Origin of the sequence: Streptomyces sp. H27-H1 (assembly GCF_026627445.1) — a bacterium.
In the GTDB taxonomy this organism is placed as follows: Bacteria; Actinomycetota; Actinomycetes; order Streptomycetales; family Streptomycetaceae; genus Streptomyces.
The window spans coordinates 147,786-173,473 of sequence record NZ_JAPNLJ010000006.1 but is presented as its reverse complement, the minus strand read 5'-3'; the positions used below and the strand labels follow the sequence as shown (position 1 = coordinate 173,473).

Sequence of the window (25,688 nt, the reverse complement as noted above, 5' to 3'; positions counted from 1 at the left end):
CGCCCGGTCCGGCTAGCGGATGGCCGGGAGCTCGTCGGCCGCCCGCTCGTCGGCGGCCGGAGCCGGCGCGAGCAGCTTGGCGGCGACGGGGGCCGGGGCCACCGGGGTGGCGTGCGGGGCGCACGTCACGTCCTGGGCGTCGACCTTGCCGGTGAGCAGGTAGGTGTCCACCCGCGTGTTGATGCAGGGGTTCACCAGGTTGGTGACACCGTGCGAGCCGGCGCTCTGCTCGGTGATCAGCCGCGAGCCGGCGAGCCGCTGGTGCAGCGAGACCCCGCCCTTGTACGGCGTGGCCGCGTCGCGCTCGGCCTGGACGATCAGCACCGGGGGCAGGCCGCGGTGGGCGCCGACACCAACCTCGATCGCGTTGTACTGCTTGGACTTCCAGGTCGCGCAGGGCAGGTTCATCCACGCGTTGGCCCAGGTCATGAAGGGGTACTGGGCGTGCAGCTTGGTGTTGTCCCGGTCCCACTTGGACCAGCTGGTGGGCCACTTGGCGTCGGCGCACTCCACGGCGGTGTAGACCGCGTTGCCGTTCTCCGCCGAGGCGTTGCCCTGGATGTCGCTCATGTCGGGGGCGATGGCGTCGATCAGCGCCTGCTCGTCACCGGCGGCGTACGCGGCCCAGGTCTGGGCGACGGGCACCCAGGAGGAGTCGTAGTACGGGGCGCTCTGGAAGAAGCCGATGAGCTCGGCCGGGCCGACCACTCCGCCGAGCGGGTTGGCCTTGGCCTTGGCGCGCAGCTCGAGCCACTTGGCCTCGACCTCGGCGCGGGTGTTGCCGAGGTGGAAGGAGGCGTCGTTCTTGGCGACCCAGTCCTCCCAGTCGTTCCAGCGCATCTGGAAGGCGACGTCCTGGCCGAGGTTGGCCTCGTACCAGATGTTGTCGCGGGACGGGTCCACGACGCTGTCGACGATCATGCGGCGCACGTGCGTCGGGAACAGGGTCGCGTAGACCCCGCCGATGTAGGTGCCGTAGGAGACGCCGAGGAAGTTCAGCTTCTTCTCGCCGAGGGCGGCACGGATGACGTCCAGGTCACGCGCGATGTTCGGCGTGGTCATGAACGGCAGCATCTCGCCGCTGCGCTCCTTGCAGCCGTCCGCGTACTCCTCGGCGAGCTTGCGCTGGGCGTCCTTGTCGGCCTTGCTGTCCGGCACCGGGTCGGCCTTGGGGGCCTTGACGTACTCCTGCGGGTCGATGCAGGAGATGGGCGCGGAGTGGCCGACGCCGCGCGGGTCGAAGCCCACGAAGTCGTACGCCTTGGCGGTGTTGACCCACAGCGGGCTCTGGGTGGTGATGCGGCGGGGAAAGCGCATGCCGGAGGCGCCGGGGCCGCCGGGGTTGTAGATGAGCGCGCCCTGGCGCTCTTCCTTGGTGCCGGTGCTGACGGCGCGGTCGACCGCGAGGTCGATCGTCTTGCCGAAGGGCTTGCTGTAGTCCAGCGGGACCTTGACATAGCCGCACTGGATGGGCGCCGCGAAGCCCCAGTCGGGCGGGCAGCCCTTCCAGTCGATCCCGGCGCGGGCCGCGCGGGCGGCTGCGATCTGGGTGCCGAAGGCCTCGGCGATCCCGTTGTCCCGGCCGGACGGGCCGGACGGGAAGGCCTGGGTGGCCGACGCGGACGGGGCGAGCAGCAGGCTCGCCGCCAGCGTGCCGGTGATCAGAGTGGCGGCGCTCCCCAGCGCCGCGTTGCGTATCACGTGGTTGTTCCCCCTGCGTCATCTGCCGCCGTGGGCGGCATGGTTCACGCCGGCGTGGATGTCCTCGGCGTGTGCAGGGGATACTTCCGCCTGACCAGGAGTGTGCGACAGAGTACGGGGCCGTTCTTTGCCAGACCGATATCCGGAAATGGGTGTACCGCTGAGCGGTGTCTGATTCGTCCGGGTTCACCAACCGTAGGCGGCGCAGGCGGAGTCGAGCAGTTCACGCAACCGCAGCGCGTCCGGGGCCAGGGCCGTGACCAGGACGGCGGGCCCTGCCAGCGGGGCGAGCGCCGCGAACTCCCCCAGCATCCCGGCCTGCGGCGGGGCCTTCGCGAACTCCGGGTCCACCACCAGCAGCTGGCCGAGCGCCCGGTGGCCCGCGAGTCCCGCCGGGCCGTCCCAGCCGCCGGGTGCGCCGGGGCCGCAGTCCAGCTCCTGATCCAGCAGCGGCCGTCCGTCCCGGGTCACGGTGAGCCGGGTGCGAAGGCGGCCCGGAGCCTCCCCGGTACGGCCCAGCACCTGTTCCTCGCGCAGCAGGAGCCGTGCGGTGGGAGCGAGTTCGGCGCGGGTGTCGACCCGCAGGTCGCTGCCGCGCACCGAGACGAGGGGCTCCGGAAGCCAGCGCACCGCCGCCCCGTCCGCGAGCCGGATCCGTACGTCGTACCGCGCGGCTTCCCCGTGCCGCCCGGGCAGTGCCAGGGTGGCCGCCGCGGAGCGGAGCACCATCCGCGCGCCCGGCCCCGCGGTGGCCTCGACCGTGAGGTGGTCGCCGCCCAGGGGGGCGCTCATGGCGCCGACCAGCATGACGCCCGCCTCGCCGGGCCCGCCCCGGGTGCGGCGCAGGGCGAGCGGCCCCTCTCCGGCCAGCAGCGGCAGGGCTGTGGAGCCCCGCCCGTCGGCGGCGGCGCCGATCCGGGCGGTGGCACGCAGACCGGCCGGGGGGAGGGCGGGGGCCGCGCTGGTGACCGTAGGGCTCCCCTTCGGGCTCACCGGGCGGTCCAGGCGGCGATCCGCTCGCGCACCCAGGCGGCCACCGGGGCCACGCCCTCCTCGCTGCGCAGGGACTGGAAGGCGACGGGGAGTTCGCCGCGCTGCTCGGCGGCGTCGCGGGCCATCCGGCCCAGGTCCGAGCCGACGTGGGGGGCGAGGTCGGTCTTGTTGACGACGAGCAGGTCGGCGGTGGTGACGCCGGGGCCGCCCTTGCGGGGGATGTCGTCGCCGCCGGCCACGTCGATGACGAAGATCTGGGCGTCGACGAGGCCCCGGGAGAAGGTGGCGGTGAGGTTGTCGCCGCCGGACTCGACGAGGATCAAGCCGAGTGATCCGTGTTCGCGGAAAGCCTCCTCCAGCTCCTCGACGGCCTCCAGATTGGCGGAGATGTCATCGCGGATGGCGGTGTGCGGGCAGGCCCCGGTCTCGACCGCGCTGATCCGCTCGGGCGGCAGGACGGCTTCGCGGAGCAGGAACTCGGCGTCCTCCCGGGTGTAGATGTCGTTGGTGACCACGGCCATGGACACCTCCGCGCGCAGGGCCCGGCACAGGGCGGCGACGGTGGCGGTCTTGCCTGAGCCGACGGGCCCGCCGAGGCCGATGCGCAGGGCGCGGCGGGTGCCGTCCGCCCGGAGCGGCTCCGCGCTGTGGGTGTGGCGGTGCGGGAAGGTCACGCCGTGGTCGAGATGCATGGGGGCTCTCCTTGAGCTGGGGCGGGAGGGGAGATGCGGGGTGGGAGTGCGTACGGGGTCCCGCTACGGGAGGACAGGCGCCGGATCGAGCGGCTGATCAGGAGGCGAACAGGCGTACCGGCCAGTCGGCGTGGGCCTGCGCCGCGATGTCCAGCAGCGGCGAGGAAGCCGCGGGCAGCGTGTGCGTGCCGTCGGTGCGGGCGCGCAGGGCTGCCCGCACCGCCTGACGGGACACGGAGTCCAGCTCGGGGGCGAGCCCGGCCAGGACCGCCGTCGCCTCGAAGGGGTCCAGCCCGAGCAGCCGTACGGTGGCGGTGGCCGGCCCGCTCACGCTCTCGTACGCCGCCACGTGCGCGGCCTCGAGCGGCCCGAGCCCCGCCGACCGGGCCGTGACGCCGAGCACCACGGGCTGGTGCGCCCCGCGCGGGAACGCGGCCGCCAGTGCGTCGAGTTCCGCGCCGGGCCAGGTGGCGCGGGCGGCCCGCATCAGCTGGCGCCCGAGCCGCCGCGCGGCGGTGCGCAGCGCGGGCGACGGGGTCCGGGCGTCGGCGGCTTCGTCGAGGGCCGCCGGGTCGATCCCGAGGGCGGCCGCCGCGGCGAGGGCGGCCGCGACGAGCCCGGCGGTGTGCAGCCGGCCCCGGCAGAACTCCGCCAGGGTGGCGGCGTCGTGGATCCGGCCCGCCTTGCAAGCCGCTTCGGCCCCACCGGAGTGGGCGTGCCCTCCGGCGGGGAAGCGGCCGTCGGCGAGCACGAGGAGGGTGGCGAGGCCCATCGGGCCGTGCCCGGCGGCGGAGTCCGCGCCCATCAGAAGAGGAAGTAACGCTGGGCCATGGGCAGTTCTGTCGCGGGGGCCGGCTCCACCACTTCGCCGTCGATGGTGACGGTGAAGGTGTCGGCGTCGACCTCCACCCTGGGCATGGCGTCGTTGTTGCGCATGTCCGCCTTGGTCACCTTGCGGGTGCTCTCGATGGCGACGAACTCTTTGCCGAGGCCGAGCCGTTCGGGCAGTCCGTCGTCCAGGGCCGCCTGGGCGGTGAAGTTGACCGAGTTGAGCCCGGGGGCCCGACCGTACGCCCCGAACATCGGGCGCGGCAGGACCGGCTGCGGGGTGGGGATGGAGGCGTTGGCGTCCCCCATCTGCGCGTAGGCGATCTGGCCTCCCTTGATGACCAGTTCGGGCTTGACCCCGAAGAAGGCGGGGTTCCACAGCACCAGGTCGGCGAGTTTGCCGGTCTCGACGGAGCCGATCTCGCGGGCCAGGCCCTGGGCGACGGCGGGGTTGATCGTGTACTTGGCGACGTAGCGCCGGGCCCGGTGGTTGTCGGCCGGTCCGTCACCGGGCAGGGAGCCTCGTCGCTTCTTCATCACGTGGGCGGTCTGCCAGGTGCGCAGGATGACCTCGCCGACGCGGCCCATGGCCTGGGCGTCCGAGGAGATGATCGAGATGGCTCCGAGGTCGTGCAGGACGTCCTCGGCGGCGATGGTGGAGGGCCGGATCCGGGACTCGGCGAAGGCCAGGTCCTCGGGGACGGCGGGGTTCAGGTGGTGGCAGACCATCAGCATGTCGAGGTGTTCCTCGACGGTGTTGACGGTGTGCGGCCGGGTCGGATTGGTGGAGCTGGGCAGGATGTTCGGCTCGGACACCACGGTGATGATGTCGGGGGCGTGCCCGCCGCCCGCGCCTTCGGTGTGGTACGAGTGGATGGTCCGTCCGCCGATGGCGGCGAGGGTGTCGGCGACGAACCCGGCCTCGTTGAGGGTGTCGGTGTGGATGGCGGCCTGGGCGCCGGTCTCCTCGCAGACGGTGAGACAGGCGTCGATGACGGCCGGGGTGGACCCCCAGTCCTCGTGGAGCTTGAAGCCGAGTGCTCCGCCGCGCAGTTGGGAGTACATGCCCTCGCGGGACATGGTGTTGCCCTTGCCGAGCAGGCCGATGTTGACGGGGTAGGCCTCCAGCGCGGCGAACATCCGTGCCAGGTGCCAGGGTCCGGGGGTGACGGTGGTGGCCTTGGTTCCCTCCGCGGGGCCGGTGCCACCGCCGACGAGGGTGGTGATCCCCGAGGCGAGGGCCTCCTCGATCACGGTCGGGGAGATGAAGTGCACGTGGGCGTCGATGGCGCCGGCGGTGAGGATCTTCCCGTTGCCCGCGATGATCTCGGTCTCGGGGCCGATGACCAGGGTCCGGTCGACGCCGTCCATGGTGTCGGGGTTGCCGGCCTTGCCGATGCCGCAGATCCGGCCGTCGCGGATGCCGACGTCGGCCTTGACGATGCCCCAGTGGTCGAGGATCACCACCCCGGTGATGACGGTGTCGGCGGCTCCTTCGGCGCGGGTCGTGCGGGCCTGTCCCATGGATTCGCGGATGACCTTGCCGCCGCCGAAGACGGCCTCGTCACCGGCCCGGCCGGGGCCGCCGCCGAGGTCCCGCTCGATCTCGACGAAGAGGTCGGTGTCGGCGAGGCGGATGCGGTCGCCCGTGGTGGGCCCGAAGAGGTCTGCGTAGACCTGGCGCGATATCTCAGCCATCGAGCGGCCCTCCGGTCTCTCCGCGCAGTCCCGGCACGGTGCGCAGCCCGGCCAGCGGTACGAGGTCCACGGCGACCGGGATGCCCGGTTCGAAGCGGACGGCGGTGCCGGCGGCGATGTCGAGCCGCAGTCCGCGGGCGGCGCCGCGGTCGAAGTCGAGGCCGGGGTTGGCCTCGGCGAAGTGGTAGTGCGAGCCGACCTGGACGGGCCGGTCGGCGGCGTTGAGCACGGTCAGCCGGGTGACGGGCCGGCCCTCGTTGAGGCGCACCGGGCCGTCTCCGTAGGCGATTTCGCCGGGGATCACGCGAGGACTCCCCTGTCTACGATCGGATCGTGGACGGTGACGAGCTTGGTGCCGTCGGGGAAGGTCGCCTCGACCTGGACGTCGTGGATCATCTCGGGTATCCCCTCCATGACCTCCTCGCGGGAGAGCACGGTCCGCCCGGAGGCCATCAGTTCGGCCACCGTCCGGCCGTCGCGGGCTCCTTCGAGGATGTGTGCGGTGATCAGGGCTATCGCCTCGGGGTGGTTGAGGAGCAAGCCCCTGGCCCTGCGTCTCTCGGCCACGTCGGCGGCCACGTGGATGAGCAGCTTCTCTTGCTCGTGGGGGGTCAACTGCACGGGAATCACCAAGCTTCCGGAACATGATCAGCATCGCGCCGAGCCGACCCTACGGGCCTTCAACACTTTGTTGACCTGCGCATATCCGAGCCAACCTTGTCTTGCCCTTCACGGGGAAAGGCTTTCCGTTCCGCCCACCGTCGCTTTGCCGGCCCATGGGTGATCAATGGTGAAGGGAACGCGGCTGCCACGCTAGGCGTCGCGCTTTTCCGCCGAGTTAACCCAGGTTTCGGGCAGGTACCCGGTTCAACTCGGTTGCTCGCCAGGCCTGTTTCCGTATACGCATGCACTCACAGAACACCCAGCGAGGAGTCACATGTTCGTCAACCCCGTCCGACATATCACCTTCGACGCCCACGACCCCTACAAGAGCGCCGAGTTCTGGTCTGCGGTCACCGGATTCCCGATACACCCCGACGACGTCGAAGGTGACGACGAGATCCTGCTCGAGCCGGGACAGCCCGGTGCGCCCGGACTCCTGTTCATCCGCGTGCCGGACGCCAAGACCGTCAAGAACCGGGTCCACTTGGACATCCAGCCGCCCACCGGCACACGGGACGAGACCGTCGAGCGCCTGCTAGGACTCGGCGCGAAGGTCGTGGACGACCGGCGCTCGGAGGATGGGGTTCTGGGCTGGGTGGTACTCGCCGACCCGGATGGCAACGAGCTGTGCATCGAGCGCAGCACGGCGGAACGCAACCTCGCTTGAGGTTCGCGCCCCGGCAGGCCGGGGCCTGGTTCAGCAGCCGGTGGCGCTCTTCGCCGGAGCGCCGGCCGTCCAGGGCAGGGCGATCCACACGGTCTTGCCGCCGTCCTCGGTGGGGCTGACGGAGAGCCGGCCGCCGGCCTCCGCGGCGAGCCAGCGGATGATGACCATCCCCCGGCCGTTGTCCTGCTGGACCGCGGCCGGGAGCCGCTTGGGCCAGCGCGGGTAGCTGTCGGTGACCCCGATGCGGAGCCACTCCTCGCGCTCCAGCCGGATGTCCACGGTGAAGGTCGGCGACTGCCCGAAGGTGTGCTGCACGGAGTTGGTGGCCAGCTCCGAGACGATGAGGCGGACGCTGTCGGCGGCGTCGGTACCGTCGGGGAGTCCCCACCCGCCCAGCACCTCCGCGACGTAGCGGCGGGCGGCCGCGACCGAGGCGGGATCGCTCGGCAGAGTGACGGATGCTTCCTGGTGATCTGCCATGGCGACGGTCCCTTTCCCACCGGGGCGAAGCCGTCCCGGATCTGTGCTGGACGCCAGAGTGCCATCCATCGTCCCGCCGTTTCCGCCGATCCCCCAAGATATGCATATATCTGTCGCTCGATGCAGTGAACTCTGCTACGGAAGAGCGTATTTGGACGGCAGACTGGTGCGAGGTGTGCCGGTGGAAGGAGGAGGGCGTGCAGCAAGGTCCCGCGGTCCGCCGACGCAAGCTCGGCGAGGAGCTCCGTGCCCTTCGCGACCGGTCCGGATTCACCAGCGGTGAGGCGGCCCGGCTGGCGGGGTGGCACCAATCGAAGATCAGCCGTATCGAGACGGGGCGCAGCGGCGTCAAGGTGGAGGACATCCGGCTGCTGCTCGACGTGTACGGAGAGGTCGTGAGCGCGCAGCAGCGCGCCCTGCTGGAAGCCCTCTCGGCCTCGGCGGCGGGTCCCGCCCCGGACGCCGACACCGGGCGCGGCCGCCAGTGGTGGCACGACTACCGGGGGCTGCTGCCGCAGGAGTACCGGGACTTCATCAGCCTGGAGGCGGGTGCCCGCTCGGCCCGCACCGTCGAACTGTCGGTGGTTCCGGGGCTGCTGCAGACCCCGGAGTACGCGCGCGCCGTGACCCGGGCCGCGCTGGGCGGGCTGCCGGAGCCGAAGGTGGACGCGCTGGTCGACGTACGGCTGGCGCGTCAGTGCGTACTGCGGGCGGATCCACCGCTGGAGTTGAGTGCGGTCCTGGACGAGGCGGTGCTGCGGCGCACGATCGGCGGGGCGGGGGTGATGACGGAGCAGCTGAGGCACCTGGTGGAGGTGGCAAGCCTGCCCCAAGTGCGTTTGCAGGTACTGCCGTTCAGTGTGGGGGGACATCTCGGCCTGACCGGACCGTTCGTCATTTTCTCATTTCCGGACATCGCCGATCTGGATGTGGTGGTACTCGACCATTTGACGAGTAGCCTCTATCTGGAGCGGAAGGAAGACCTTGAGGCGTACAGCGCCGCGTTCCGCACCATCCAGGCGCACGCCCTCCCGCCCCGCGATTCGTCGGATCTCATCAGCGCCCTCGCTGACGACGCGTAAGGAGGCACCTCCGTGTCCGCAACCCCCTTATCCACAGGCGGACTTCTGAACAGCGCGCGGTGGCGGCGAAGCAGCCGCAGCACCGGAATGAACAACTGTGTGGAGACGGCCGCCCTCGGCGGCGGCCTGCTCGCCGTCCGCGACTCCAAGCGGACGGACGGCCCGGCCGTGCTCTTCACCGGGCCGGCCTGGAACGGTTTCCTCGCCTCCATCGGGACGGAACCACTGAGCGACGTGCTCGCGTAGCTCCCGCGGCCGCGCTCAGCGGTCCGTGGCTCCGGCCGGAGCGGTCTTCAGGATCGTCTCCACCGCACGGCTGATCTCGTCCCCCGTGAGATCCGCCCGCGCGGTCAGTCGCAGCCGGGAGATGCCGTCCGGTACCGACGGCGGCCGGAAGCACCCCACGGACAGACCTGCCTCGCGGCAGTCGGCGGCCCAGCGCAGTGCCGCCGAAGCCGACGGGGCCCGTACCGACACCACGGCCGCGTCCGGCCGGGCCGCGGTCAGGCCGGACGCGGTGAGGCGCCCGTACAGTTCGGCGGCCACCGCCCGGGCGCGGTCCGCGCGCTCCGGTTCCCGCTCCAGCAGACGCAGGGCGGCCAGCGCGGCGCCGGTCGCGGCCGGGGCCAGCCCGGTGTCGAAGATGAAGGTCCGAGCCGTGTTGACCAGGTGCCGGATCACCTTGGCCGGGCCCAGGACGGCCCCGCCCTGGCTGCCCAGGGACTTCGAGAGGGTCAGCGTCGCGACCACCCCGGGAGCCCCCGCGAGTCCGGCGGCGTGCAGCGCGCCGCGGCCGCCCTCGCCCAGGACCCCGAGACCGTGCGCGTCGTCCACGAGCAGAGCCGCGCCCTCGGCCCGGCAGGCCCGCGCGTGGGCCGCGAGCGGGGCCGCGTCCCCGTCGACCGAGAACACCGAGTCGGTGACCAGCAGCGCCCTCCCCTCGTGCGCGGCGAGCGTCTTGCGCGCACTGTCCGGATCGGAGTGCGGGACGACGGCGGTGTCGGCGCGGGACAGCCGGCAGCCGTCCACGATCGAGGCGTGGTTGCCCGCGTCCGAGACGACCAGGGTGCCCCGGTCGCTGAGCGCGGTGACGGCGGCGAGGTTGGCCGCGTATCCGGAGGAGAGCACCAGGGCGGCCTCGAACCCGCAGAAGGCGGCGAGCTCCCGCTCGAGCTCCGCATGGAGTTCGGTCGTGCCGGTGACGAGACGTGATCCAGTCGCGCCGGTGCCCCAGAGCTCGGCCGCCTCGCGCGCGCCCCGCACGGTCTCGGGGTGCCGCGACAGCCCGAGGTAGTCGTTGCTGGCGAGATCGAGCAACGGGGAGGAAGCCGGGCGCGGACGCAGCGTCCGGACCAGACCGGCCATTTCCCGGGCCTGCTCTGCTTCGTCGATCCAGGAGAAGACGTCCACGGGGGCGGGGGTGTGCTGGTCGGGCATCGACGGTCCTCGCGTTTTTTGTCGGCAGTCCACAGACCTGCCCGACCCTAACGGCCGGTGACCCCTGCGTCAGGTGTGGCGATACACACACTCTCTTCCGGCCATGTTGTTCGATCTCTCCTTGGCCGGGAGTACTCGTGTGGGACAGGATCGGCGTCATGGACCTGCTGAACACCCTCGTGGACAAGGGGCTGCGGCGTGAGCTGCCGACCCGCGAAGAGGCACTCGCCGTGCTGGCGACCTCTGACGACGAACTGCTCGACGTGGTGGCCGCGGCCGGCAAGGTGCGCCGACAGTGGTTCGGGCGCCGGGTCAAGCTGAACTACCTGGTCAACCTGAAGTCGGGGCTCTGCCCCGAGGACTGCTCGTACTGCTCCCAGCGCCTGGGGTCGAAGGCCGAGATCCTCAAGTACACCTGGCTGAAGCCCGACGAGGCCTCGCAGGCCGCGGCCGCGGGCGTCGCCGGCGGGGCGAAGCGGGTGTGCCTCGTGGCGAGCGGGCGCGGTCCGACGGACCGCGACGTGGACCGGGTCGGCAAGACGATCGCGGCCATCAAGGAGCAGAACGAGGGCGTCGAGGTGTGCGCCTGCCTCGGCCTGCTGTCGGACGGCCAGGCGGAGCGCCTGAAGGACGCGGGCGCGGACGCCTACAACCACAACCTCAACACCTCCGAGGCCACCTACGGCCAGATCACCAAGACCCACACCTACGCGGACCGGGTCGACACGGTGCAGAAGGCGCACGCCGCCGGCCTGTCGGCCTGCTCGGGCCTGATCGCGGGCATGGGCGAGAGCGACGAGGACCTCGTCGACGTCGTCTACTCGCTGCGCGAGCTGGACCCGGACTCGGTGCCGGTCAACTTCCTGATCCCCTTCGAGGGCACCCCGCTGGCCAAGGAGTGGAACCTCACCCCGCAGCGCGCCCTGCGGATCCTGGCGATGGTCCGCTTCGTCTGCCCCGACGTCGAGGTCCGCCTCGCGGGCGGCCGCGAGGTGCACCTGCGCAGCATGCAGCCCCTCGCCCTGCACCTGGTCAACTCGATCTTCCTGGGCGACTACCTGACCAGTGAGGGCCAGGCCGGACAGGCCGACCTCGACATGATCGCGGACGCCGGCTTCGAGGTGGAGGGCGCCGGTACGTCCACCCTTCCCGCGCACCGCTCCGAGGTCACGGCCGCGGGCGGTGGCTGCGGCTCGCACGGCGCGGACGCCCCAGTTTGCGGCTCCTCCGCCCCGGCGGACGGGTCCGGCTGCGGTTCGGCGTGCGGCGGCTGCTCTGGGCATGCCGAGCACGAGGCCTCCGTAGAAGCTCCCGCGCAGGCTCCCGTGGCGGCCTCCGCGCAGGCCCCCGTACCGGCTCAGGCGGAAGCGGGCGAGGTCCGGCCTGGTCTGGTGGCGGTGCGCCGTCGCGGTGCGGGAACGGATCTCGCTCCCAATGCCTGACCAGCGCCCCGCGCACCACTCGCCCGAGGCGCTGCCGGCCGCCGAACTGCTCGCGCTGGACCGGCAGCACGTCTGGCACCCGTACGGCCCGATGCCCGGGCGGCAGGAGCCGCTCGTCGTCGCCTCCGCCTCGGGGGTGCGCCTGCGGCTGGCCGAACCCTCGCAGGGGCAGGACGAGCTGGTCGACGGCATGTCGTCCTGGTGGTCGGCGATCCACGGGTACAACCATCCGGCGCTGAACGAGGCGGTCACCGACCAGCTCGGCCGGATGTCGCACGTGATGTTCGGCGGGCTCACCCACGAGCCCGCCGTCCGGCTGGCCGCGAAGCTCGTCGAGCTCACCCCGGCCGGTCTGGAGCACGTCTTCCTCGCCGACTCCGGCTCGGTCTCGGTCGAGGTCGCGGTGAAGATGTGCCTCCAGTACTGGCGGTCGGTGGGCCGGCCCGAGAAGAGCCGCCTCCTCACCTGGCGCGGCGGCTACCACGGGGACACCTGGCAGCCGATGGCCGTCTGCGATCCCGAGGGCGGCATGCACGAGCTGTGGTCGGGCATCCTCCCGCGCCAGCTCTTCGGGGACGCCCCGCCGAGCGGCTTCTCCACTCCCCTGGACGAGTCCTACGTCGCCCACCTGCGCTCCCTGTTCTCCGCGCACCGGGACGAACTGGCGGCCGTGATCGTGGAGCCGGTCGTCCAGGGCGCGGGCGGCATGCGCTTCCACAACCCGGGCTACCTGCGGGTGCTGCGGGAGCTGTGCGACGAGTTCGACGTGCTGCTGATCCTGGACGAGATCGCCACGGGCTTCGGCCGCACGGGCGCGCTGTTCGCGGCGGACCACGCCGGGATCACCCCGGACGTGATGTGCCTGGGCAAGGCGCTGACCGGCGGGTACCTCACGCTGGCCGCCACGCTCTGCACGGAGCGGGTCGCGGACGGCATCTCGCGGGGCGAGGTCCCGGTCCTGGCCCACGGGCCGACCTTCATGGGCAACCCGCTGGCCACCTCGGTGGCCCTGGCCTCCATCGACCTGTTGCTCGGACAGGACTGGCAGCGCGAAATCAAGCGCATCGAGACGGCCCTGCTGGAGGGCCTGGCCCCGGCCGCGGACCTGCCCGGCGTCCAGGAGGTACGGGTCCTGGGCGCGATCGGCGTCATCCAGCTCGATCACCCGGTGGACATGGGCCGCGCCACGGCGGCGGCGGTCCGGGAGGGCGTCTGGCTGCGCCCGTTCCGGGACCTGATCTACACGATGCCGCCGTTCGTGACGGGCGACGCCGACGTGGCCCGCATCTGCCGGGCCGTGCTCGCGGCCGCGAAGGAGGCCTGACATGGCGGTCCTGGTGGTCTCGGGGACGGGAACCGAAATCGGCAAGACGGTCGTCACCTCGGCCGTCGCGGCGGCCGCGCTCGCCGCGGGTCTCTCGGTGGCCGTCCTGAAGCCGGCCCAGACGGGCGTCGGCCCGGACGAGCCCGGAGACGCGGCGGAGGTCGGCCGACTGGCCGGCCCGGCCGTCACCACGGTGGAACTGGCCCGCTATCCGGAACCGTTGGCCCCGGACACGGCGGCCCGGCGTGCGGGCCTCCCGACGGTCTCCCCGGAGCGGATCGCGCAGGCGGCCCGCGAGCTCGCCCTCTCCCACGACCTGGTCCTGGTCGAGGGCGCGGGCGGCCTCCTGGTCCGCTTCGACGAGGCGGGCCACACCCTGGCGGACGCGGCCCGCCTGCTCGGCGCTCCGGTGCTGATCGTGGCTCCGGCGGGGCTCGGCACCCTCAACTCCACCGCCCTCACGGCGGAAGCCCTCCGGGCCCGGAGCCTGACCTCCCCGGGCGTGGTCATCGGCAGCTGGCCGGCCGAACCCGACCTGGCGGCCCGCTGCAACCTGGCCGACCTGCCCTCGGTATCCGGACTCCCCCTCCTGGGCGCCGTCCCGGCCGGCGCCGCCGCCCTCACCCCGGCCGTCTTCCGCGCCTCGGCGTCAGGCTGGATCGCGGCGCCCCTGCACGGCACCTGGTCGGCGCCGACGGACTGACGGCGTCGGGGCGGGCTCCGGGACGGACGCCCAACAGGGAGCGTGCGGCGGAGGTCCCGGAGCCGGGCCGCGCAGGTCAGTGACCTCCGCGGGGCTCCGGGCAGCCGCCCTCGACGTACATCCCGTGCGCCTTGACGCTCACCGGCGGGCCCAGCCGGCCCGTCACACACGGGCCGCTCTCGGGGACCGACAGGACGAACGAGACGTTCACCGCCCCGGATCCGTACACGCCCCCGCCCTCGAACCCGTACCCCAGCCCGGTCAGGACCGCGCGGAGCTCCTCCACCGTGTGCGGCGCGCCCTTCCCGCCGGAGCCGCCAAGCAGCGCCGCCTTGATCCGCGCGGCGTGCGCGTCGCCCCGGCACTCGGCCCGGGGAGTGAGCTCCGCCTGCTGTTTGTAGGCGTGGTTCTCCGCGTACTTGCGTGCCTCGGGATCCGCGGGCAGCTCTCCCGCCGTCGGCTCGGCGCCGGCCACTGCCGTGTCGGCGCACCGGGCCGCGATCTCGGGGAACAGCTTGTCGTGGCGGGCGACCGCGGCGGCCGCCTGGGCGGCGTAGTCCACGGAGGGCGCCGCGGACGGCGCCGGGGGCTCCTCCGCGCCCCCGGCCCCCGCGGTCCTCGTACCGCAGCCGGTCAGCGCGAGCGCTGCGGCCACCGCGGCGGCGAGGAGCAGGGGTACGGCGCGGGTACGCGCACGGGCGCCGGTGGCCGCCTTCACGCCGACTCCCCCAGCGGCTTGACCCAGCGCCGCCAGTGATCCTCGCGGTGGTAGCCCGCGGCGGCCCACGCCCGCTGCGCCGGTTCGTTCGCTTCGAGGACCATCGCGTCACCCCGGCGACCCCCGACGGCCACGAAGCGCCGTTCGGCCGCATCCAGGAGCGCCGAGGCGATGCCCTGCCTCCGGCGGGACGGCAGCACGGCGAGCCGGTACAGGGAAGCGCGCCAGCCGTCCCAGCCTGCGATCACCGACCCGACCAGGAGGCCGTCGCTCTCCGCGAGAATCAGGGCGTCGGGATCACGGGTGACGAGCCGGGTCACGCCGGCCGCGTCGTCCGTGATCGACGTGCCCTCGGCCGCTTCCTTCCAGAAGGCGAGCACGTCCTCGGCATCGGCCGCCGTAGCGGCCCGTATGTGCAGATCGGTCATGCCCGGGAGCCAAGCACGACCGGTTGCCGGCCCGCCACCGACTTCCGCCCACCGAGACACCGGCGCGGGTTCGATGCGAAGATCCTTGACATCCGGCCCCGGCACGGCCGGACGGGTCACCCGTCCGCCGAAGGGACGATCCGTTCGTTTTGCCTTTCCTTTACCATGTAGGCAGCTGTACCTCTTCTTCGTCTTCTCCTTCTCCATCTCCAAGCGAAAGGTGTGAGCGTCCGTCCATGGGCGAGCCTCCCAGTCCCCTCCCTTCCCGTACGCGACAGCGCGCGACACCCCTCCTCCTGGCTGATCATGGGACGGAGGTGAAGGACCGATGACCGAAGTCCTCCTGCTCGTCGTGGCGCTGCTGCTCTGCCTTGCCTGTGGAGTCTTCGTCGCGGCCGAGTTCTCGCTGACCACCATCGAGCGCAGTGAGCTGGAGCGGGCCGTCGAACGCGGTGAACGCGGCGCCGACAGCGCCCTGGCCGCGGTCCGCAGCCTGACGTTCCAGCTCTCCGGCGCCCAGCTCGGCATCACGGTGACCGGCCTGGTCATCGGCATGATCTCCAAGCCCTCGATCACCGCCCTCCTGAAGGGCCCCTTCGAGGCCGTGGGGCTGTCCGCCGCGGCCGCTTCCTCCACCGCCCTGGTCCTGGGCACCGTGCTGTCGACCATCGTCCTGATGGTCGTGGGCGAGCTGGTCCCCAAGAACTGGGCGATCTCCTCCCCGCTGGCCGTCGCCAAGCGGGTAGCCACCGCGCAGCGAATCTTCAGCCGTACCTTCAGGCCCTTCATCAGCCATCTGAACACCACGGCGAACCACATGGTCCGCCGGTTCGGCATGGAGCCCGCGGAGGAGCTCGCCTCGGCGCGCACCCCGAAGGAACTGGCTGCCCTGGCCCGGCACTCCGCGAAGGCCGGCTCCCTGGAGAAGGACACCGCCGAACTGTTCGTGCGGACCTTGAACCTCGCCGATCTGACCGCCGAGAACGTCATGACCCCGCGGGTCCAGGTCACCGCCCTCGACGTGCAGGCCACCGCCGAGGACGTGGCGAACGCGACGCTCGCCACCGGCCTCTCCCGGTTCCCCGTCTACCGGGGCAGCCTGGACACCGTCGTCGGCACCGTCCACATCAAGGACGTACTGGCCCTGCCGGCGGAGGAGCGGCACCGCCATCCGGTGTCGCAGCTGCTGCGCGAGCCCCTCCTCGTACCGGAGTCGCTGACCGTGGACCGGCTGCTGGACCGCCTGTCGGGCAAGCAGACGATGGCCGTGGTCATCGACGAGTACGGCGGCACGGCCGGTGTGGCCACGCTCGAGGACATCGTCGAGGAGGTCGTCGGCGAGGTCCGCGACGAGCACGACCCGCACGAGACCGCCGACCTGGCCCCGGCCGGGGAGGACGGCTCCGGGCGCGCCCTGTTCTCCGCGGACGGCTCCGCGCGCACCGACCAGCTCCAGCGGATCGGGCTGCGCGTACCGGACGGCCCGTACGAGACGCTGGCCGGCCTGATAGCGACCGAGCTGGGACGGATCCCGCTGGTCGGCGACAGCCTGGAGCTCGGCGGCTGGCTCCTGGAGGTGGTGGACGCGAGTGGGCGGCGGGCCGCGCGGGTGCTGTTGCACGTGCCGGTCGAACCGACGCCCGGTGATGGTAGGGAGGAGGCCCGATGACCGCCGTCCAGTTGCTGATCGGCCTGGCGACCCTTGTCGTCAATGCCTTCTTCGTCGGCGCGGAGTTCGCCATGATCTCCGTGCGGCGCAGCCAGATCGAGTCCCATGCCGAAGAGGGCGACCGCAGGGCGCGCGCCGTGCTGTGGGGCCTGGAGCACGTGTCGGCGCTCATGGCGGCGGCCCAGCTGGGCATCACGCTGTGCACCCTGGTGCTGGGTGTGGTGGCCGAACCGGCCATCGCCCACCTGCTGACCCCGGCGTTCGACTTCCTCGGGGTGCCGTCGGGGCTGACGCACGCGATCTCCTTCGTGGTGGCGCTGGCGGTGGCCACGTACCTGCACATGCTCTTCGGCGAGATGCTGCCGAAGAACGTGGCACTGGCCGAGCCGGTGCGGACCGCCCTGCTGCTCGGACCGCCGCTGGTGGCGCTGACCCGGGCCCTGAAGCCGGTGATCTTCGCGATCAACGCCTTCGCCAACGCCCTGCTGCGCCTGCTGCGGGTGGAGGTCAAGGACGAGGTCGCGGCGACCTTCTCGGACGACGAGCTGGCCCGGATCGTCAAGGACTCCAGCGACGCGGGACTCATCGACGGCCGCGCGAGCGAGCGGCTGTACGACGCCCTGGAGCTGGGGCGGCGGCCGGTGACCGATGTGGTGCTGCCGGCGGACCGGGTGGTTCCGGCCCGCGAGGGCATCACGCCCGCCGGACTGGAGCGGCTGTCCGCCGAATCGGGGTACTCCCGATTCCCGGTGATCGACGCTCAGCGCCGGATCCTCGGGTACCTGCACGTCAAGGACGCGCTGGACGCGGCGGAGCGGGACCAGCCCTTCCCGGTCTCCGCGCTGCGGCCGATCGCGCAGGTCCGGGCGGAGACCCCGCTGGACGACGTGCTGACCGCGATGCGGCGCAGCCGTACGCACCTCGCGGCGGTCCTCGGGCCGGACGGGGCCATGACGGGCCTGGTCACGATGGAGGACGTCCTGCGGGAGCTGTTCGGCAGGCCCGCGTCGGCGTAGCCCGCCCTGCCTGCGCGGTACCCCGGCCCCGCCTGCGGGACCTGGGTACCGCGCGGTAGCATCGCTCCCGCCATGGAGATGAATGCGCGTTACACCAGTTTTGTCGCGGTCGGCGACTCCTTCACCGAGGGCATGTCGGACCTGCTTCCCGACGGCTCCTACCGGGGCTGGGCCGATCTGCTCGCCGACCGCCTCGCCGCGCGCGAGCCGGGTTTCCGCTACGCGAACCTCGCGGTCCGCGGCAAGCTGATCGGGCAGATCGCCGGGGAGCAGGCGCCCGCGGCCGCCGCGATGGGCGCCGATGTGGTGGCCCTCGTCGGCGGGCTGAACGACACCCTGCGCCCCAAGGTGGACATGGGCCGGGTACGCGGGCATCTGGAGGAGGCCGTCGGCCTGCTGGCGCCCTCCTGCGGGACGCTGGTCCTGATGCGCTCGCCGGGCCGCAGCGGTCCCGTGATGGAACGTTTCCGCCCGCGCATGGAGGAGCTCTTCGTCATCATCGACGAGCTCGCCGCGCGGCACGGCGCCCTCGTGGTCGACCTGTACGGGTCCTCCGCGCTCGGCGATCAGCGGATGTGGGACGTGGACCGGCTGCACCTGACGGCCGAAGGCCACCGCAGGGTCGCCGAGGCGGTCTGGCAGTCCCTGGGCCTGCCGGCCGAGGCGGACTGGCGCGCCGAACTGCCGGCGGTCGCGTCCGCGGGCTGGGCCGCGCGCCGCTCGCAGGACCTCAGCTTCGCCCGGCAGCACCTGATCCCCTGGGTCGGCCGCCGCCTGACGGGCCGCTCCAGCGGGGACGGCCTGCCTGCCAAGCGCCCGGAACTGCTGCCCTACGAGGCTCCGGCGGGCGACCGGCTCGTGTAGCCCGCCGGGCCCCCGCCCGCACCGGCCGCTCTCGTAGCAAGGCACAATCCCAGGTGGGGTCCCTACCTGCGTAAACGCACAGCCGCGGCCCAAGTAGAATCCCTCCACGTGACTGCCAAGCCCCGCATCCCCAATGTCCTGGCCGGCCGCTACGCCTCCGCGGAGCTCGCCGTCCTGTGGTCCCCCGAGTACAAGGTGACGCTGGAGCGGCGGCTGTGGCTCGCCGTGCTCCGCGCCCAGAAGGATCTCGGCATCGAGGTCCCCGACGAGGCCCTCGCCGATTACGAGCGCGTCCTCGAGACCGTCGACCTCGGCTCCATCGCCGAGCGGGAGAAGGTCACCCGGCACGACGTGAAGGCCCGCATCGAGGAGTTCAACGCCCTCGCCGGCCACGAGCACGTCCACAAGGGCATGACCTCCCGCGACCTCACCGAGAACGTCGAGCAGCTGCAGATCCGGCTCTCGCTGGAACTGGCCCGGGACCGCACGGTCGCCGTCCTCGCCCGCCTGGGCAAGCTGGCCGGCGAGCACGCCGAGCTGGTCATGGCCGGCCGCTCCCACAACGTCGCCGCGCAGGCGACCACCCTGGGCAAGCGCTTCGCCACCGCGGCCGACGAGCTGCTGGTCGCGTACGGCCGCCTGGACGACCTGCTGACCCGCTACCCGCTGCGCGGCATCAAGGGCCCGGTCGGCACCTCGCAGGACATGCTCGACCTGCTGGGCGGCGACGCCGCGAAGCTCGCCGACCTGGAGCAGCGGATCGCGTCCCACCTCGGCTTCGGCCAGGCCTTCACCTCGGTCGGCCAGGTCTACCCGCGCTCGCTCGACTACGACGTGGTCACCGCCCTCGTGCAGCTGGCCGCCGCGCCGTCCTCGATCGCCAAGACGATCCGCCTGATGGCCGGCCACGAGCTGGTCACCGAGGGCTTCAAGCCCGGCCAGGTCGGCTCCTCCGCGATGCCGCACAAGATGAACACCCGCTCCTGCGAGCGCGTGAACGGCCTGATGGTCATCCTGCGCGGCTACGCGTCGATGACCGGCGAGCTGGCCGGCGACCAGTGGAACGAGGGTGACGTCTCCTGCTCCGTGGTCCGCCGGGTCGCGCTGCCGGACGCGTTCTTCGCTCTCGACGGCCTGATGGAGACCTTCCTGACGGTCCTCGACGAGTTCGGCGCCTTCCCCGCCGTCGTGGCCCGCGAGCTGGACCGCTACCTCCCCTTCCTCGCCACCACGAAGGTCCTGATGGGCGCCGTGCGGGCCGGCGTGGGCCGCGAGTCCGCCCACGAGGTAATCAAGGAGCACGCCGTGGCCTCCGCCCTCGCCATGCGCGAGCAGGGTGCCGAGCGCAACGAGCTGCTGGAGAAGCTGGCCGCCGACGAGCGGATGCCGCTGGACCGCGCCCAGCTGGACGCCCTGATGGCCGACAAGCTGTCCTTCACCGGCGCGGCGGGCGACCAGGTCGCCGCGGTGGTCTCGCGCATCGAGGAGATCACCAAGGAGCACCCGGAAGCCGCGGGTTACACCCCCGGGTCGATCCTCTGACCCCCGAAGAGCTGGACGCCGCCCGCGACCACGTCCTCCCGGACGTGGTCGCGGGCGGTCTTCGTGTCCTGTTCTGCGGCATCAACCCGGGCCTCCTCTCCGCCGCGACGGGCTACCACTTCGCCCGCCCGGGCAACCGCTTCTGGCCCGTCCTGCACCTCTCGGGCTTCACCCCGCGCGTGCTGGCCCCCTCCGAGCAGGAGGAGTTGCCGACCTACCGCCTCGGCATCACGAACGTCGTGGCCCGCGCCACGGCCCGCGCCGACGAGCTGAGCGCGGAAGAGTTCCGCGAGGGCGGCCGCATCCTGACGGCCAAGGTGGAGCGCCTGCGTCCGCAGTGGCTGGCCGTGGTCGGAGTCACCGCCTACCGCACTGCCTTCGCAAGCCGTAGTGACCTGCATGTGATGCTGGCTGCCTGACCTGCGAATACGCGAAACCCCCATCATGTCGGCGTAGGCGGCGCGCTAGGCCCGACGGCCCCGCTGAAGTGCAGCAGCCCGACACCTGCGACACAGAGCCCGAGTCCGAGCCACGCAACGGGGTTGTTGGGGACGTGATCTACGCTCAAATCGACCCCGTCGGGGTGCAGTTCGAATGCAGGAGCCTGACGACGGGCACCGGCGCTGCCACTCGTTTTCCTGGTCATGGACGCAGGACACCGCGTCTTGGGTGATCCGTCAAATTCTACAGATACCAGCCATTTATGAACGTCTGAAAAATTGCCATCCGGCGCTTGCGCTTCCCTCACTCCGCGGCCCCCACCTGCGGAAACAGCAAGGCCCCGACCACCATGGGGTGATCGGGGCCCAGTAACCAGGTCAGCGCGGCAGCGGCAGCACTTCACGCGCCTGCTTCATCAGCGGCTCGTTGACGATCAGCCGGCGCGCCTTACTGGCCGCGCCGTTGACTACCTCTTCCACTTCCTCCACGCCGTCGATGAGGGTGAACCGGCCCGTGTAGAGCTCAGAGTGCCCGTACATGAAGCCGCTCCCCTTGTCGCCCTCGGCGTCGCCTCTCGTGTCCACCTGAAGATGCCACTGCACGTCTTCTAGAACCAGGCTGTCAGGCTTGGGGACGGTGCGGGACGACCATCCCGTGCAGAGAACCCAGTTAACTGCCGACATGGCGCCGCTCACATGCCGGGCTGCCACGTCCATGAAGCTGATGTCAGGTACTTCCGGGATCGGGATGTAGCCCACAACCGCGGACGTCCCGAAGTGGCCGTAGCTGGCGTAGGCCGCTACGCCGTACGTGTCTGGCCACAGGTGCAGCAGAGGGAACAGAGTCACCCTGCTCGTCCCCAAGATCTCTTTAGCCATTGCGCCTCTCCTCACCCATGGGACAGCCCCGCCCCAGTCAACCAGGGCGGGGCTGTGATCACTTGCTGCTAGATGGTGAAGTCGTCACCACATCCGGTGGGCGGGTTGGAGCCCCCGCCGTCGCCGTCCTCGATGTCGGTGTTGTCCCCGCCCTTGACGATCCACTGCGGTGCCACTCGGTACATGTGCCTTGCCCTATCTCTCGATGGGTGGTGCATGACTGGTGGTGCTGCCCGCTCCGTGAAGAGCGGGGATCGTGCCCGTCCCCGCCTAGGGCCGCTCCTCGCCATAACGGCTTGAGGTGGGTCGCCTAGGTGGGGACGGAGTCTTTGGGGTGTGGCACGCCAGTCGAGGGAGCGGGCAGGGTCACGCGATTCCGACCTCACCGGTCGCACGACCCTGCCGCCCCTCCGCCGAACGACCGCCTAAGCGGTCGACGACGGGTCTCTGGGGTGCCCTACAGGCCTCTCCAGGGCCGCTGCAAGGTCTTCAACGTATGTCCGTGCAGCTATGAGGAATGCGGACTCCTGCGCGGGCTGGAGTCGCGCCTCCACGGCCGCATTCAGCTCCGACAGGTACTCAGCAGTGAAGCGGTAACCAGCGTCTGACATGTCGGCTAACTTCCGTGCGGGTGTGCACAGATCTCGTCCGACGCCTCTTGCGCCCTAAGGGGGCTGTAGTCGGGCGACTTCTTGTTCAGCGCGTTCAGTCGCTGCTGAGCCAGCGACGCGCAAACGTCGCAGTCCTCCACCGGCTGAGGACGGGGGAAGAGCCTGAGTACGTCGTCCGGGACTTTTGCGTGCGTAGAGATCGGCATGGGCCACCCTCACCGTTACGGTTCCGCTACCGCCTGTGTTTGTAAACTCAGCGTGGCAGGTGCAAGCACGCATTGCAACCGCCAGACCATGATTTACAAAATTGCATATTCACCCCGCCTCGCATCGCGCTGTGAAACCATGTGCTCGGCCGCCACAGGGCGGGGGAAGTGGAGGGCAGGATGAGCGCTCCGTCAGTACGGCGCCGACGACTAGGCGCGGAACTACGGGCATTGAGAGAGCGCCACGGGCTCAAGTTGGACGACGTGGCCGGGCGCATGGGCCACGGTTGGGACGGACCCCGGCTCTCTCGCGTGGAGCGAGCAGCACTTGGCATCAAGCCCGACGCCTTGGCTGCGCTGTTGGACATCTATGCGGTGGCCGACATCGGGAGGCGCGACGTTCTCATGTCACTCGCCCGCGACGGCGCGCGTCGCGGGTGGTGGCAGACGTACCGCGACATCATCTCGCCGGCCTACGCGGAGCTGATCAGCCTGGAGGCGGACGCGAAGAGCCTGCGGTCCTATCAGACACTTCTCGTCCCCGGACTCCTTCAGACGGCGTCCTACGCCCGTGCGTCGATCTCTGCGATCAACATGGGATCGTCGACCGAGCAGGTGAACGCGCTCGTCGAAGTCCGCATGGCTCGACAGTCGGTGCTGTCACGCCCGGAGCCACTGGAGGTCTGGGCCATCATCCACGAGGCCGCTCTACGTCCAGCCCACGCAGACTCCACAGTGATGCGAGACCAGTGTCAGCGACTCCTCGACCTGATGGACCTGCCGCACGTCTCCATACAGATCGTTCCCCTGACTGCCCCGCCCCATCCCGGCATGGCCGGTCCGTTCACCGTACTGGGCTTCCCAGAGTCGGCAGACCTTGACGTCGTTCTCGTGGAGCACCTGGCCAGCGCCCTATATGTTGAAGACGCCGCCGACGTGTCGGTCTACGGGTCAGCGTTTGAGCATCTTCGAGCGCATGCGCTTCCGTTCGACAGGTCGGCCGACCTCACCGCAAGAATCAAGCAGGAGCACTCATGACCACTCTCACCGACTCCTCCGCCCACGGCCTGACGTGGTCGAAGTCCAGCTACTCCGACGGCGGGAACAACTGCGTGGAGGTGGCAGCCGGTCAGCTCGCCGGCGTCATGCCTGTTCGCGACTCCAAGGTCTCGTCTGGCCCCGCGGTCATCATCGCTGACTCCAGCTGGGGCGTCTTCGTCGACGCCGTCAAGGGCGGACAGCTCTAGCCCCATCCCCCGCACAGAGCGCCCGCTCCGGACCACGGGGCGGGCGCTACGGCGTTTCTGGGCCCCACGCCTGAGGCCCTCCCCCGCGCCACTCGATGAGTGGGAAGACGGCAACTTCCTCCGGCTCCAGCTCCAGGCCGGCACGACGGAGGAACTCCGCCACGTCGCGGAGGCCAGTCGCCATGCCGAGGCTCTCCGCGTCGACGTGCACGTGCCGGGCCCCGGCCTCGTTTGGCGGGTCGACCACTATTCGTGGGCTCATGGCTCCAGCGTCGATGCGACGCCGCTCGTCGACGAGGCGGGAGGGCCGATCGGGTGACGGAGCAGGAACGCAAAAAGCCCCCGCCGGATGTCCGACGGGGGCGGGCGGCTTCAATCTGTGGCGGTCAGCGATGCACCTCGGCGGCGCAGGGTGACCGAGTCACGCACACCGTGGTACGTAGTCATCATGTTTCCCTCCGTCTGCCACACGACCGTGACACGGCCACGGGTAACGGTGACCTCTACGGCAACGCACAGCTCCGGCGGCTCCGGTGACTTCCCGCTGATGAGTACGTCGCCCACCTGAAGATCCCCGGCCAGGACCGCGGGAAACGTGTCGACCCCGCTCGCCCAGTCTGCCGCGTCAGCCGCGCGGAGGAGCGCGTGCGCCAAGGCGCGGGCTTCGGCAGAGGTCAGCTCACTCCGTCCCGACGTATCCAGTGTCACCGTGCCCGCAGGCCCGGCGGCTTCGTCTCCGGTAGCTACGGTGACAGTGTCGAACGGACCGATGCCGTCGTTCACGTCGTGCATCTCGTAAATCACGCGCTCTCCTCACACACTCACGGGCCGGCGGATGTCGCGGTCACGCCGGGTGCACTCGCGGAGGTCAACGAGTACCCGCGCGGGCTTCTCCCCCGGGTACTTCTTGACGTGCCCGTCGTTGGCCCATCCCCGGATCGTAGGCACCGCTAGCCCAAGGCTGTCAGCCACTTCCGTATACGTCCTCAGGAGGGGCCTCTCCGGCTCCTCCAGGGGCCCGGCGGGCAGATCCTCCCCCGGCTCCGCTTGCGGCTCCACAGCGGGCAACTGGGGCTCTTCCGGCACCACTTCAAGCACCTCGTCGACGACCGTCTGATTCCGGCTGTGGATGAGCAGTGATCCGCCGAAGAACGCCAGCACAGGCCACCCGGCGACCGTCACGCGAAGCCAAACGGGGAGCGCCGCCATGTCGAGCACGCCCGCCGTGGCCACGTTTGCCCCGAGCGAGGCAGCTAGGGAGAGGACGAACCACAGCCAGGGGCCACGTGCCTGAATGCCCGCCTTCCGCGCTACCCGGATCCGCCTCCACGCCATGACGAGCAGAAGGTCGACGCTCACCGGGTACGCCCAAGCCTTCCACCCGTCCTGGCCGGCGGCAGCGGCTACATCGTGGATGTGGCTGAAGGAGATGGCAGCTGCGATGACGGCCTGGATCAGGATGGGGTCGACGTCGCGTAGGCGGCTCAGGCGGTTTCTCATGGCTCCTCTGTCATGTGAATGGTGTGTACATGGGAGGAGCCCCTGCGCGCGCAATTCGCAGGGGCTCCAGGGTCGGTCAGTTCGCCATGAAGAGCGCTTCCATCTCCTCCGGCCACGGGCACCCGTTCTCGCACAGCTCCAGGAAGCGCCCACACTCGCACTTCGGCCCGCGCTTGACGTGCTCGATGCGAGTCCACGCGCGCCACTCACGGTTATTGCCGCGCCCGAAGTCAACGGTAGTGCCGTAGAGCATGTAGTCGCTGTCCGCGGATCGCACGGGGCCGAAGACCTCCATGGGGTTGCCCGGGAGGCGGAAGACGTCGCCCATCATCAGATCCTTGACGTAGCCGGTTCCGGCGTACGAGGTGTGCTCGACGGGCGTTACGGATTCATCTGCCGGGATCTCCTCTGCCTCGACCGTGACGGTCGCCTGGAACTTCTCCTCGCACTTGCTGCACATCGCGGCTCCCGGAGTGTTCCGCACCGACTTCTGCGCGGCGGCCTTGTCCTTGGCGTTGCTCGCGAACATCGCCGTTACCTTGCGGCCCTTGTGGCACAGCGCAACGCCGTCCACGAAGGCGTGGAAGTCGAAGCCGGTGCGGCCCTGGTCCCAGATCTCGGCGGTGATGTTCATTAAGACTCCTCGGTTCGTGTGCCCCTTGCGTGACTCCAGAGTCGCACACTTATGGCGTACGCCACAACCCCTAACGGCCGACCTCCGTAAGGTGCCTTACGGAGCTTTCCCTCAGGACCGCCACAAGGGCGCCGGAAGGGAGCGTCACAACCCACCCACGGCGGACGGGGGTAACCGTCCAGCTCCGCTCCCGCGCCTGCCTGACGAGCCGGCTCTGTGCGTCC

General features: G+C 70.9%; 28 protein-coding genes and 1 pseudogene. 13 read left to right on the top strand and 16 right to left on the bottom strand.

The window, feature by feature from the left end:
- Window positions 1-12: 12 nt before the first annotated feature.
- The 7 genes from OTB20_RS08795 to OTB20_RS08765 form a co-directional block, all read right to left on the bottom strand.
- Window positions 13-1,701, bottom strand: a complete 1,689-nt coding sequence (locus OTB20_RS08795) for an alpha/beta hydrolase (protein ID WP_267816152.1) — start codon at window positions 1,699-1,701, stop codon at window positions 13-15.
- Window positions 1,702-1,887: 186 nt separating this feature from the next.
- Window positions 1,888-2,694 (bottom strand): urease accessory protein UreD, encoded by an 807-nt coding sequence (locus OTB20_RS08790; protein ID WP_267816150.1) that lies wholly within the window; start codon window positions 2,692-2,694, stop codon window positions 1,888-1,890.
- Window positions 2,691-3,386 carry an urease accessory protein UreG gene (gene ureG, locus OTB20_RS08785; protein ID WP_267816149.1) on the bottom strand — a complete coding sequence of 232 codons (696 nt, stop codon included), beginning with the start codon at window positions 3,384-3,386 and terminating at the stop codon, window positions 2,691-2,693. Before ureG ends, OTB20_RS08790 begins: the two co-directional genes overlap by 4 nt.
- A gap of 97 nt (window positions 3,387-3,483) precedes the next feature.
- On the bottom strand, window positions 3,484-4,158 hold the full coding sequence (locus OTB20_RS08780; protein ID WP_267816316.1) for an urease accessory protein UreF: 675 nt from the start codon (window positions 4,156-4,158) through the stop codon (window positions 3,484-3,486).
- Between the two features lie 32 nt (window positions 4,159-4,190).
- On the bottom strand, window positions 4,191-5,912 hold the full coding sequence (locus tag OTB20_RS08775) for an urease subunit alpha (RefSeq protein ID WP_267758656.1): 1,722 nt from the start codon (window positions 5,910-5,912) through the stop codon (window positions 4,191-4,193).
- Complete coding sequence (locus tag OTB20_RS08770; protein ID WP_267816147.1) at window positions 5,905-6,216, bottom strand: urease subunit beta; 312 nt, start codon at window positions 6,214-6,216, stop codon at window positions 5,905-5,907. Before OTB20_RS08770 ends, OTB20_RS08775 begins: the two co-directional genes overlap by 8 nt.
- Window positions 6,213-6,533: an urease subunit gamma gene (locus tag OTB20_RS08765; RefSeq protein ID WP_267816145.1), complete on the bottom strand. Its 321-nt coding sequence runs from the start codon at window positions 6,531-6,533 to the stop codon at window positions 6,213-6,215. Before OTB20_RS08765 ends, OTB20_RS08770 begins: the two co-directional genes overlap by 4 nt.
- 316 nt (window positions 6,534-6,849) lie before the next feature.
- Here OTB20_RS08765 and OTB20_RS08760 point away from each other — a divergent pair, with 316 nt between their 5' ends.
- Entirely contained in the window at window positions 6,850-7,242 is a 393-nt protein-coding gene (locus OTB20_RS08760) for a VOC family protein (protein ID WP_267816143.1), read from the top strand.
- A gap of 30 nt (window positions 7,243-7,272) precedes the next feature.
- On the opposite strand, the gene OTB20_RS08755 is transcribed toward OTB20_RS08760, so the two are convergent.
- On the bottom strand, window positions 7,273-7,722 hold the full coding sequence (locus OTB20_RS08755; protein WP_267816141.1) for an ATP-binding protein: 450 nt from the start codon (window positions 7,720-7,722) through the stop codon (window positions 7,273-7,275).
- A 197-nt stretch (window positions 7,723-7,919) separates the two neighbouring features.
- Here OTB20_RS08755 and OTB20_RS08750 point away from each other — a divergent pair, with 197 nt between their 5' ends.
- Together OTB20_RS08750 and OTB20_RS08745 are read left to right on the top strand one after the other, a co-directional pair.
- Window positions 7,920-8,804, top strand: a complete 885-nt coding sequence (locus OTB20_RS08750) for a helix-turn-helix domain-containing protein (RefSeq protein WP_267816140.1) — start codon at window positions 7,920-7,922, stop codon at window positions 8,802-8,804.
- A gap of 12 nt (window positions 8,805-8,816) precedes the next feature.
- Window positions 8,817-9,050, top strand: coding sequence for a DUF397 domain-containing protein (locus OTB20_RS08745; protein ID WP_420716352.1), 234 nt, complete (start codon window positions 8,817-8,819; stop codon window positions 9,048-9,050).
- A gap of 15 nt (window positions 9,051-9,065) precedes the next feature.
- On the opposite strand, the gene OTB20_RS08740 is transcribed toward OTB20_RS08745, so the two are convergent.
- Complete coding sequence (locus OTB20_RS08740) at window positions 9,066-10,241, bottom strand: 8-amino-7-oxononanoate synthase (RefSeq protein WP_267816137.1); 1,176 nt, start codon at window positions 10,239-10,241, stop codon at window positions 9,066-9,068.
- A 158-nt stretch (window positions 10,242-10,399) separates the two neighbouring features.
- Here OTB20_RS08740 and bioB point away from each other — a divergent pair, with 158 nt between their 5' ends.
- From bioB to bioD, 3 genes are read left to right on the top strand one after another with little or no spacing between them, the layout of a single operon-like run.
- On the top strand, window positions 10,400-11,683 hold the full coding sequence (gene bioB / locus OTB20_RS08735) for a biotin synthase BioB (RefSeq protein WP_267816134.1): 1,284 nt from the start codon (window positions 10,400-10,402) through the stop codon (window positions 11,681-11,683).
- On the top strand, window positions 11,676-13,007 hold the full coding sequence (locus OTB20_RS08730; protein WP_267816132.1) for an adenosylmethionine--8-amino-7-oxononanoate transaminase: 1,332 nt from the start codon (window positions 11,676-11,678) through the stop codon (window positions 13,005-13,007). The genes bioB and OTB20_RS08730 overlap by 8 nt, the downstream gene beginning before the upstream one ends.
- Window position 13,008: 1 nt before the next feature.
- Entirely contained in the window at window positions 13,009-13,710 is a 702-nt protein-coding gene (gene bioD, locus OTB20_RS08725) for a dethiobiotin synthase (protein WP_267816130.1), read from the top strand.
- A gap of 76 nt (window positions 13,711-13,786) precedes the next feature.
- Here the strand turns inward: bioD and OTB20_RS08720 are convergent, their stop codons facing one another.
- Together OTB20_RS08720 and OTB20_RS08715 are read right to left on the bottom strand one after the other, a co-directional pair.
- The gene (locus OTB20_RS08720; RefSeq protein WP_267816128.1) at window positions 13,787-14,428 is read right to left on the bottom strand and encodes a hypothetical protein; all 642 of its coding nucleotides are present in this window, start codon (window positions 14,426-14,428) and stop codon (window positions 13,787-13,789) included.
- Entirely contained in the window at window positions 14,425-14,856 is a 432-nt protein-coding gene (locus OTB20_RS08715; protein WP_267816126.1) for a GNAT family N-acetyltransferase, read from the bottom strand. The genes OTB20_RS08720 and OTB20_RS08715 overlap by 4 nt, the downstream gene beginning before the upstream one ends.
- Window positions 14,857-15,184: 328 nt before the next feature.
- On the opposite strand from OTB20_RS08715, the gene OTB20_RS08710 reads away from it, so the two are divergent.
- From OTB20_RS08710 to OTB20_RS08690, 5 genes and pseudogenes are all read left to right on the top strand, one after another.
- On the top strand, window positions 15,185-16,525 hold the full coding sequence (locus OTB20_RS08710; RefSeq protein WP_267816124.1) for a hemolysin family protein: 1,341 nt from the start codon (window positions 15,185-15,187) through the stop codon (window positions 16,523-16,525).
- Complete coding sequence (locus OTB20_RS08705; protein ID WP_267816122.1) at window positions 16,522-17,541, top strand: hemolysin family protein; 1,020 nt, start codon at window positions 16,522-16,524, stop codon at window positions 17,539-17,541. Before OTB20_RS08710 ends, OTB20_RS08705 begins: the two co-directional genes overlap by 4 nt.
- Before the next feature lie 72 nt (window positions 17,542-17,613).
- A complete protein-coding gene (locus tag OTB20_RS08700) occupies window positions 17,614-18,405 on the top strand; it encodes an SGNH/GDSL hydrolase family protein (RefSeq protein WP_267816120.1) in 792 nt (263 codons plus the stop codon).
- 108 nt (window positions 18,406-18,513) lie between these two features.
- Window positions 18,514-19,947, top strand: a complete 1,434-nt coding sequence (gene purB / locus OTB20_RS08695) for an adenylosuccinate lyase (protein ID WP_267758636.1) — start codon at window positions 18,514-18,516, stop codon at window positions 19,945-19,947.
- A pseudogene (locus OTB20_RS08690) lies at window positions 19,944-20,336 on the top strand (mismatch-specific DNA-glycosylase); the annotation flags it as partial. The gene purB and the pseudogene OTB20_RS08690, both read left to right, overlap by 4 nt.
- Before the next feature lie 429 nt (window positions 20,337-20,765).
- Here OTB20_RS08690 and OTB20_RS08685 read toward each other — a convergent pair.
- Complete coding sequence (locus OTB20_RS08685) at window positions 20,766-21,266, bottom strand: hypothetical protein (RefSeq protein ID WP_267816118.1); 501 nt, start codon at window positions 21,264-21,266, stop codon at window positions 20,766-20,768.
- Window positions 21,267-22,263: 997 nt separating this feature from the next.
- Here OTB20_RS08685 and OTB20_RS08680 point away from each other — a divergent pair.
- Together OTB20_RS08680 and OTB20_RS08675 are read left to right on the top strand one after the other, a co-directional pair.
- Window positions 22,264-23,121, top strand: coding sequence for a helix-turn-helix domain-containing protein (locus OTB20_RS08680; RefSeq protein ID WP_267816117.1), 858 nt, complete (start codon window positions 22,264-22,266; stop codon window positions 23,119-23,121).
- The gene (locus OTB20_RS08675; RefSeq protein ID WP_267816115.1) at window positions 23,118-23,330 is read left to right on the top strand and encodes a DUF397 domain-containing protein; all 213 of its coding nucleotides are present in this window, start codon (window positions 23,118-23,120) and stop codon (window positions 23,328-23,330) included. The genes OTB20_RS08680 and OTB20_RS08675 overlap by 4 nt, the downstream gene beginning before the upstream one ends.
- Window positions 23,331-23,376: 46 nt before the next feature.
- On the opposite strand, the gene OTB20_RS08670 is transcribed toward OTB20_RS08675, so the two are convergent.
- The 4 genes from OTB20_RS08670 to OTB20_RS08655 form a co-directional block, all read right to left on the bottom strand.
- Window positions 23,377-23,592, bottom strand: a complete 216-nt coding sequence (locus tag OTB20_RS08670) for a hypothetical protein (protein WP_267816113.1) — start codon at window positions 23,590-23,592, stop codon at window positions 23,377-23,379.
- A 110-nt stretch (window positions 23,593-23,702) separates the two neighbouring features.
- A complete protein-coding gene (locus OTB20_RS08665) occupies window positions 23,703-24,134 on the bottom strand; it encodes a hypothetical protein (protein ID WP_267816111.1) in 432 nt (143 codons plus the stop codon).
- Window positions 24,135-24,143: 9 nt separating this feature from the next.
- Window positions 24,144-24,830, bottom strand: coding sequence for a DUF2637 domain-containing protein (locus OTB20_RS08660; RefSeq protein ID WP_267816109.1), 687 nt, complete (start codon window positions 24,828-24,830; stop codon window positions 24,144-24,146).
- A gap of 76 nt (window positions 24,831-24,906) precedes the next feature.
- A complete protein-coding gene (locus OTB20_RS08655; RefSeq protein ID WP_267816107.1) occupies window positions 24,907-25,464 on the bottom strand; it encodes a hypothetical protein in 558 nt (185 codons plus the stop codon).
- Between the last annotated feature and the right edge of the window lie 224 nt (window positions 25,465-25,688).

Coding starts and splice junctions, on each gene's coding strand:
- OTB20_RS08660 (WP_267816109.1), bottom strand. CDS start 24,830: ATGAGAAACCGCCTGAGCCGCCTACGCGACGTCGACCCCATCCTGATC.
- bioB (WP_267816134.1), top strand. CDS start 10,400: ATGGACCTGCTGAACACCCTCGTGGACAAGGGGCTGCGGCGTGAGCTG.
- ureG (WP_267816149.1), bottom strand. CDS start 3,386: ATGCATCTCGACCACGGCGTGACCTTCCCGCACCGCCACACCCACAGC.
- OTB20_RS08730 (WP_267816132.1), top strand. CDS start 11,676: ATGCCTGACCAGCGCCCCGCGCACCACTCGCCCGAGGCGCTGCCGGCC.
- OTB20_RS08670 (WP_267816113.1), bottom strand. CDS start 23,592: ATGAGCCCACGAATAGTGGTCGACCCGCCAAACGAGGCCGGGGCCCGG.
- OTB20_RS08700 (WP_267816120.1), top strand. CDS start 17,614: ATGGAGATGAATGCGCGTTACACCAGTTTTGTCGCGGTCGGCGACTCC.
- OTB20_RS08780 (WP_267816316.1), bottom strand. CDS start 4,158: ATGGGCCTCGCCACCCTCCTCGTGCTCGCCGACGGCCGCTTCCCCGCC.
- OTB20_RS08705 (WP_267816122.1), top strand. CDS start 16,522: ATGACCGCCGTCCAGTTGCTGATCGGCCTGGCGACCCTTGTCGTCAAT.
- OTB20_RS08715 (WP_267816126.1), bottom strand. CDS start 14,856: ATGACCGATCTGCACATACGGGCCGCTACGGCGGCCGATGCCGAGGAC.
- OTB20_RS08710 (WP_267816124.1), top strand. CDS start 15,185: ATGACCGAAGTCCTCCTGCTCGTCGTGGCGCTGCTGCTCTGCCTTGCC.
- OTB20_RS08685 (WP_267816118.1), bottom strand. CDS start 21,266: ATGGCTAAAGAGATCTTGGGGACGAGCAGGGTGACTCTGTTCCCTCTG.
- OTB20_RS08740 (WP_267816137.1), bottom strand. CDS start 10,241: ATGCCCGACCAGCACACCCCCGCCCCCGTGGACGTCTTCTCCTGGATC.
- OTB20_RS08755 (WP_267816141.1), bottom strand. CDS start 7,722: ATGGCAGATCACCAGGAAGCATCCGTCACTCTGCCGAGCGATCCCGCC.
- OTB20_RS08675 (WP_267816115.1), top strand. CDS start 23,118: ATGACCACTCTCACCGACTCCTCCGCCCACGGCCTGACGTGGTCGAAG.
- OTB20_RS08775 (WP_267758656.1), bottom strand. CDS start 5,912: ATGGCTGAGATATCGCGCCAGGTCTACGCAGACCTCTTCGGGCCCACC.
- bioD (WP_267816130.1), top strand. CDS start 13,009: ATGGCGGTCCTGGTGGTCTCGGGGACGGGAACCGAAATCGGCAAGACG.
- OTB20_RS08760 (WP_267816143.1), top strand. CDS start 6,850: ATGTTCGTCAACCCCGTCCGACATATCACCTTCGACGCCCACGACCCC.
- OTB20_RS08680 (WP_267816117.1), top strand. CDS start 22,264: ATGAGCGCTCCGTCAGTACGGCGCCGACGACTAGGCGCGGAACTACGG.
- OTB20_RS08655 (WP_267816107.1), bottom strand. CDS start 25,464: ATGAACATCACCGCCGAGATCTGGGACCAGGGCCGCACCGGCTTCGAC.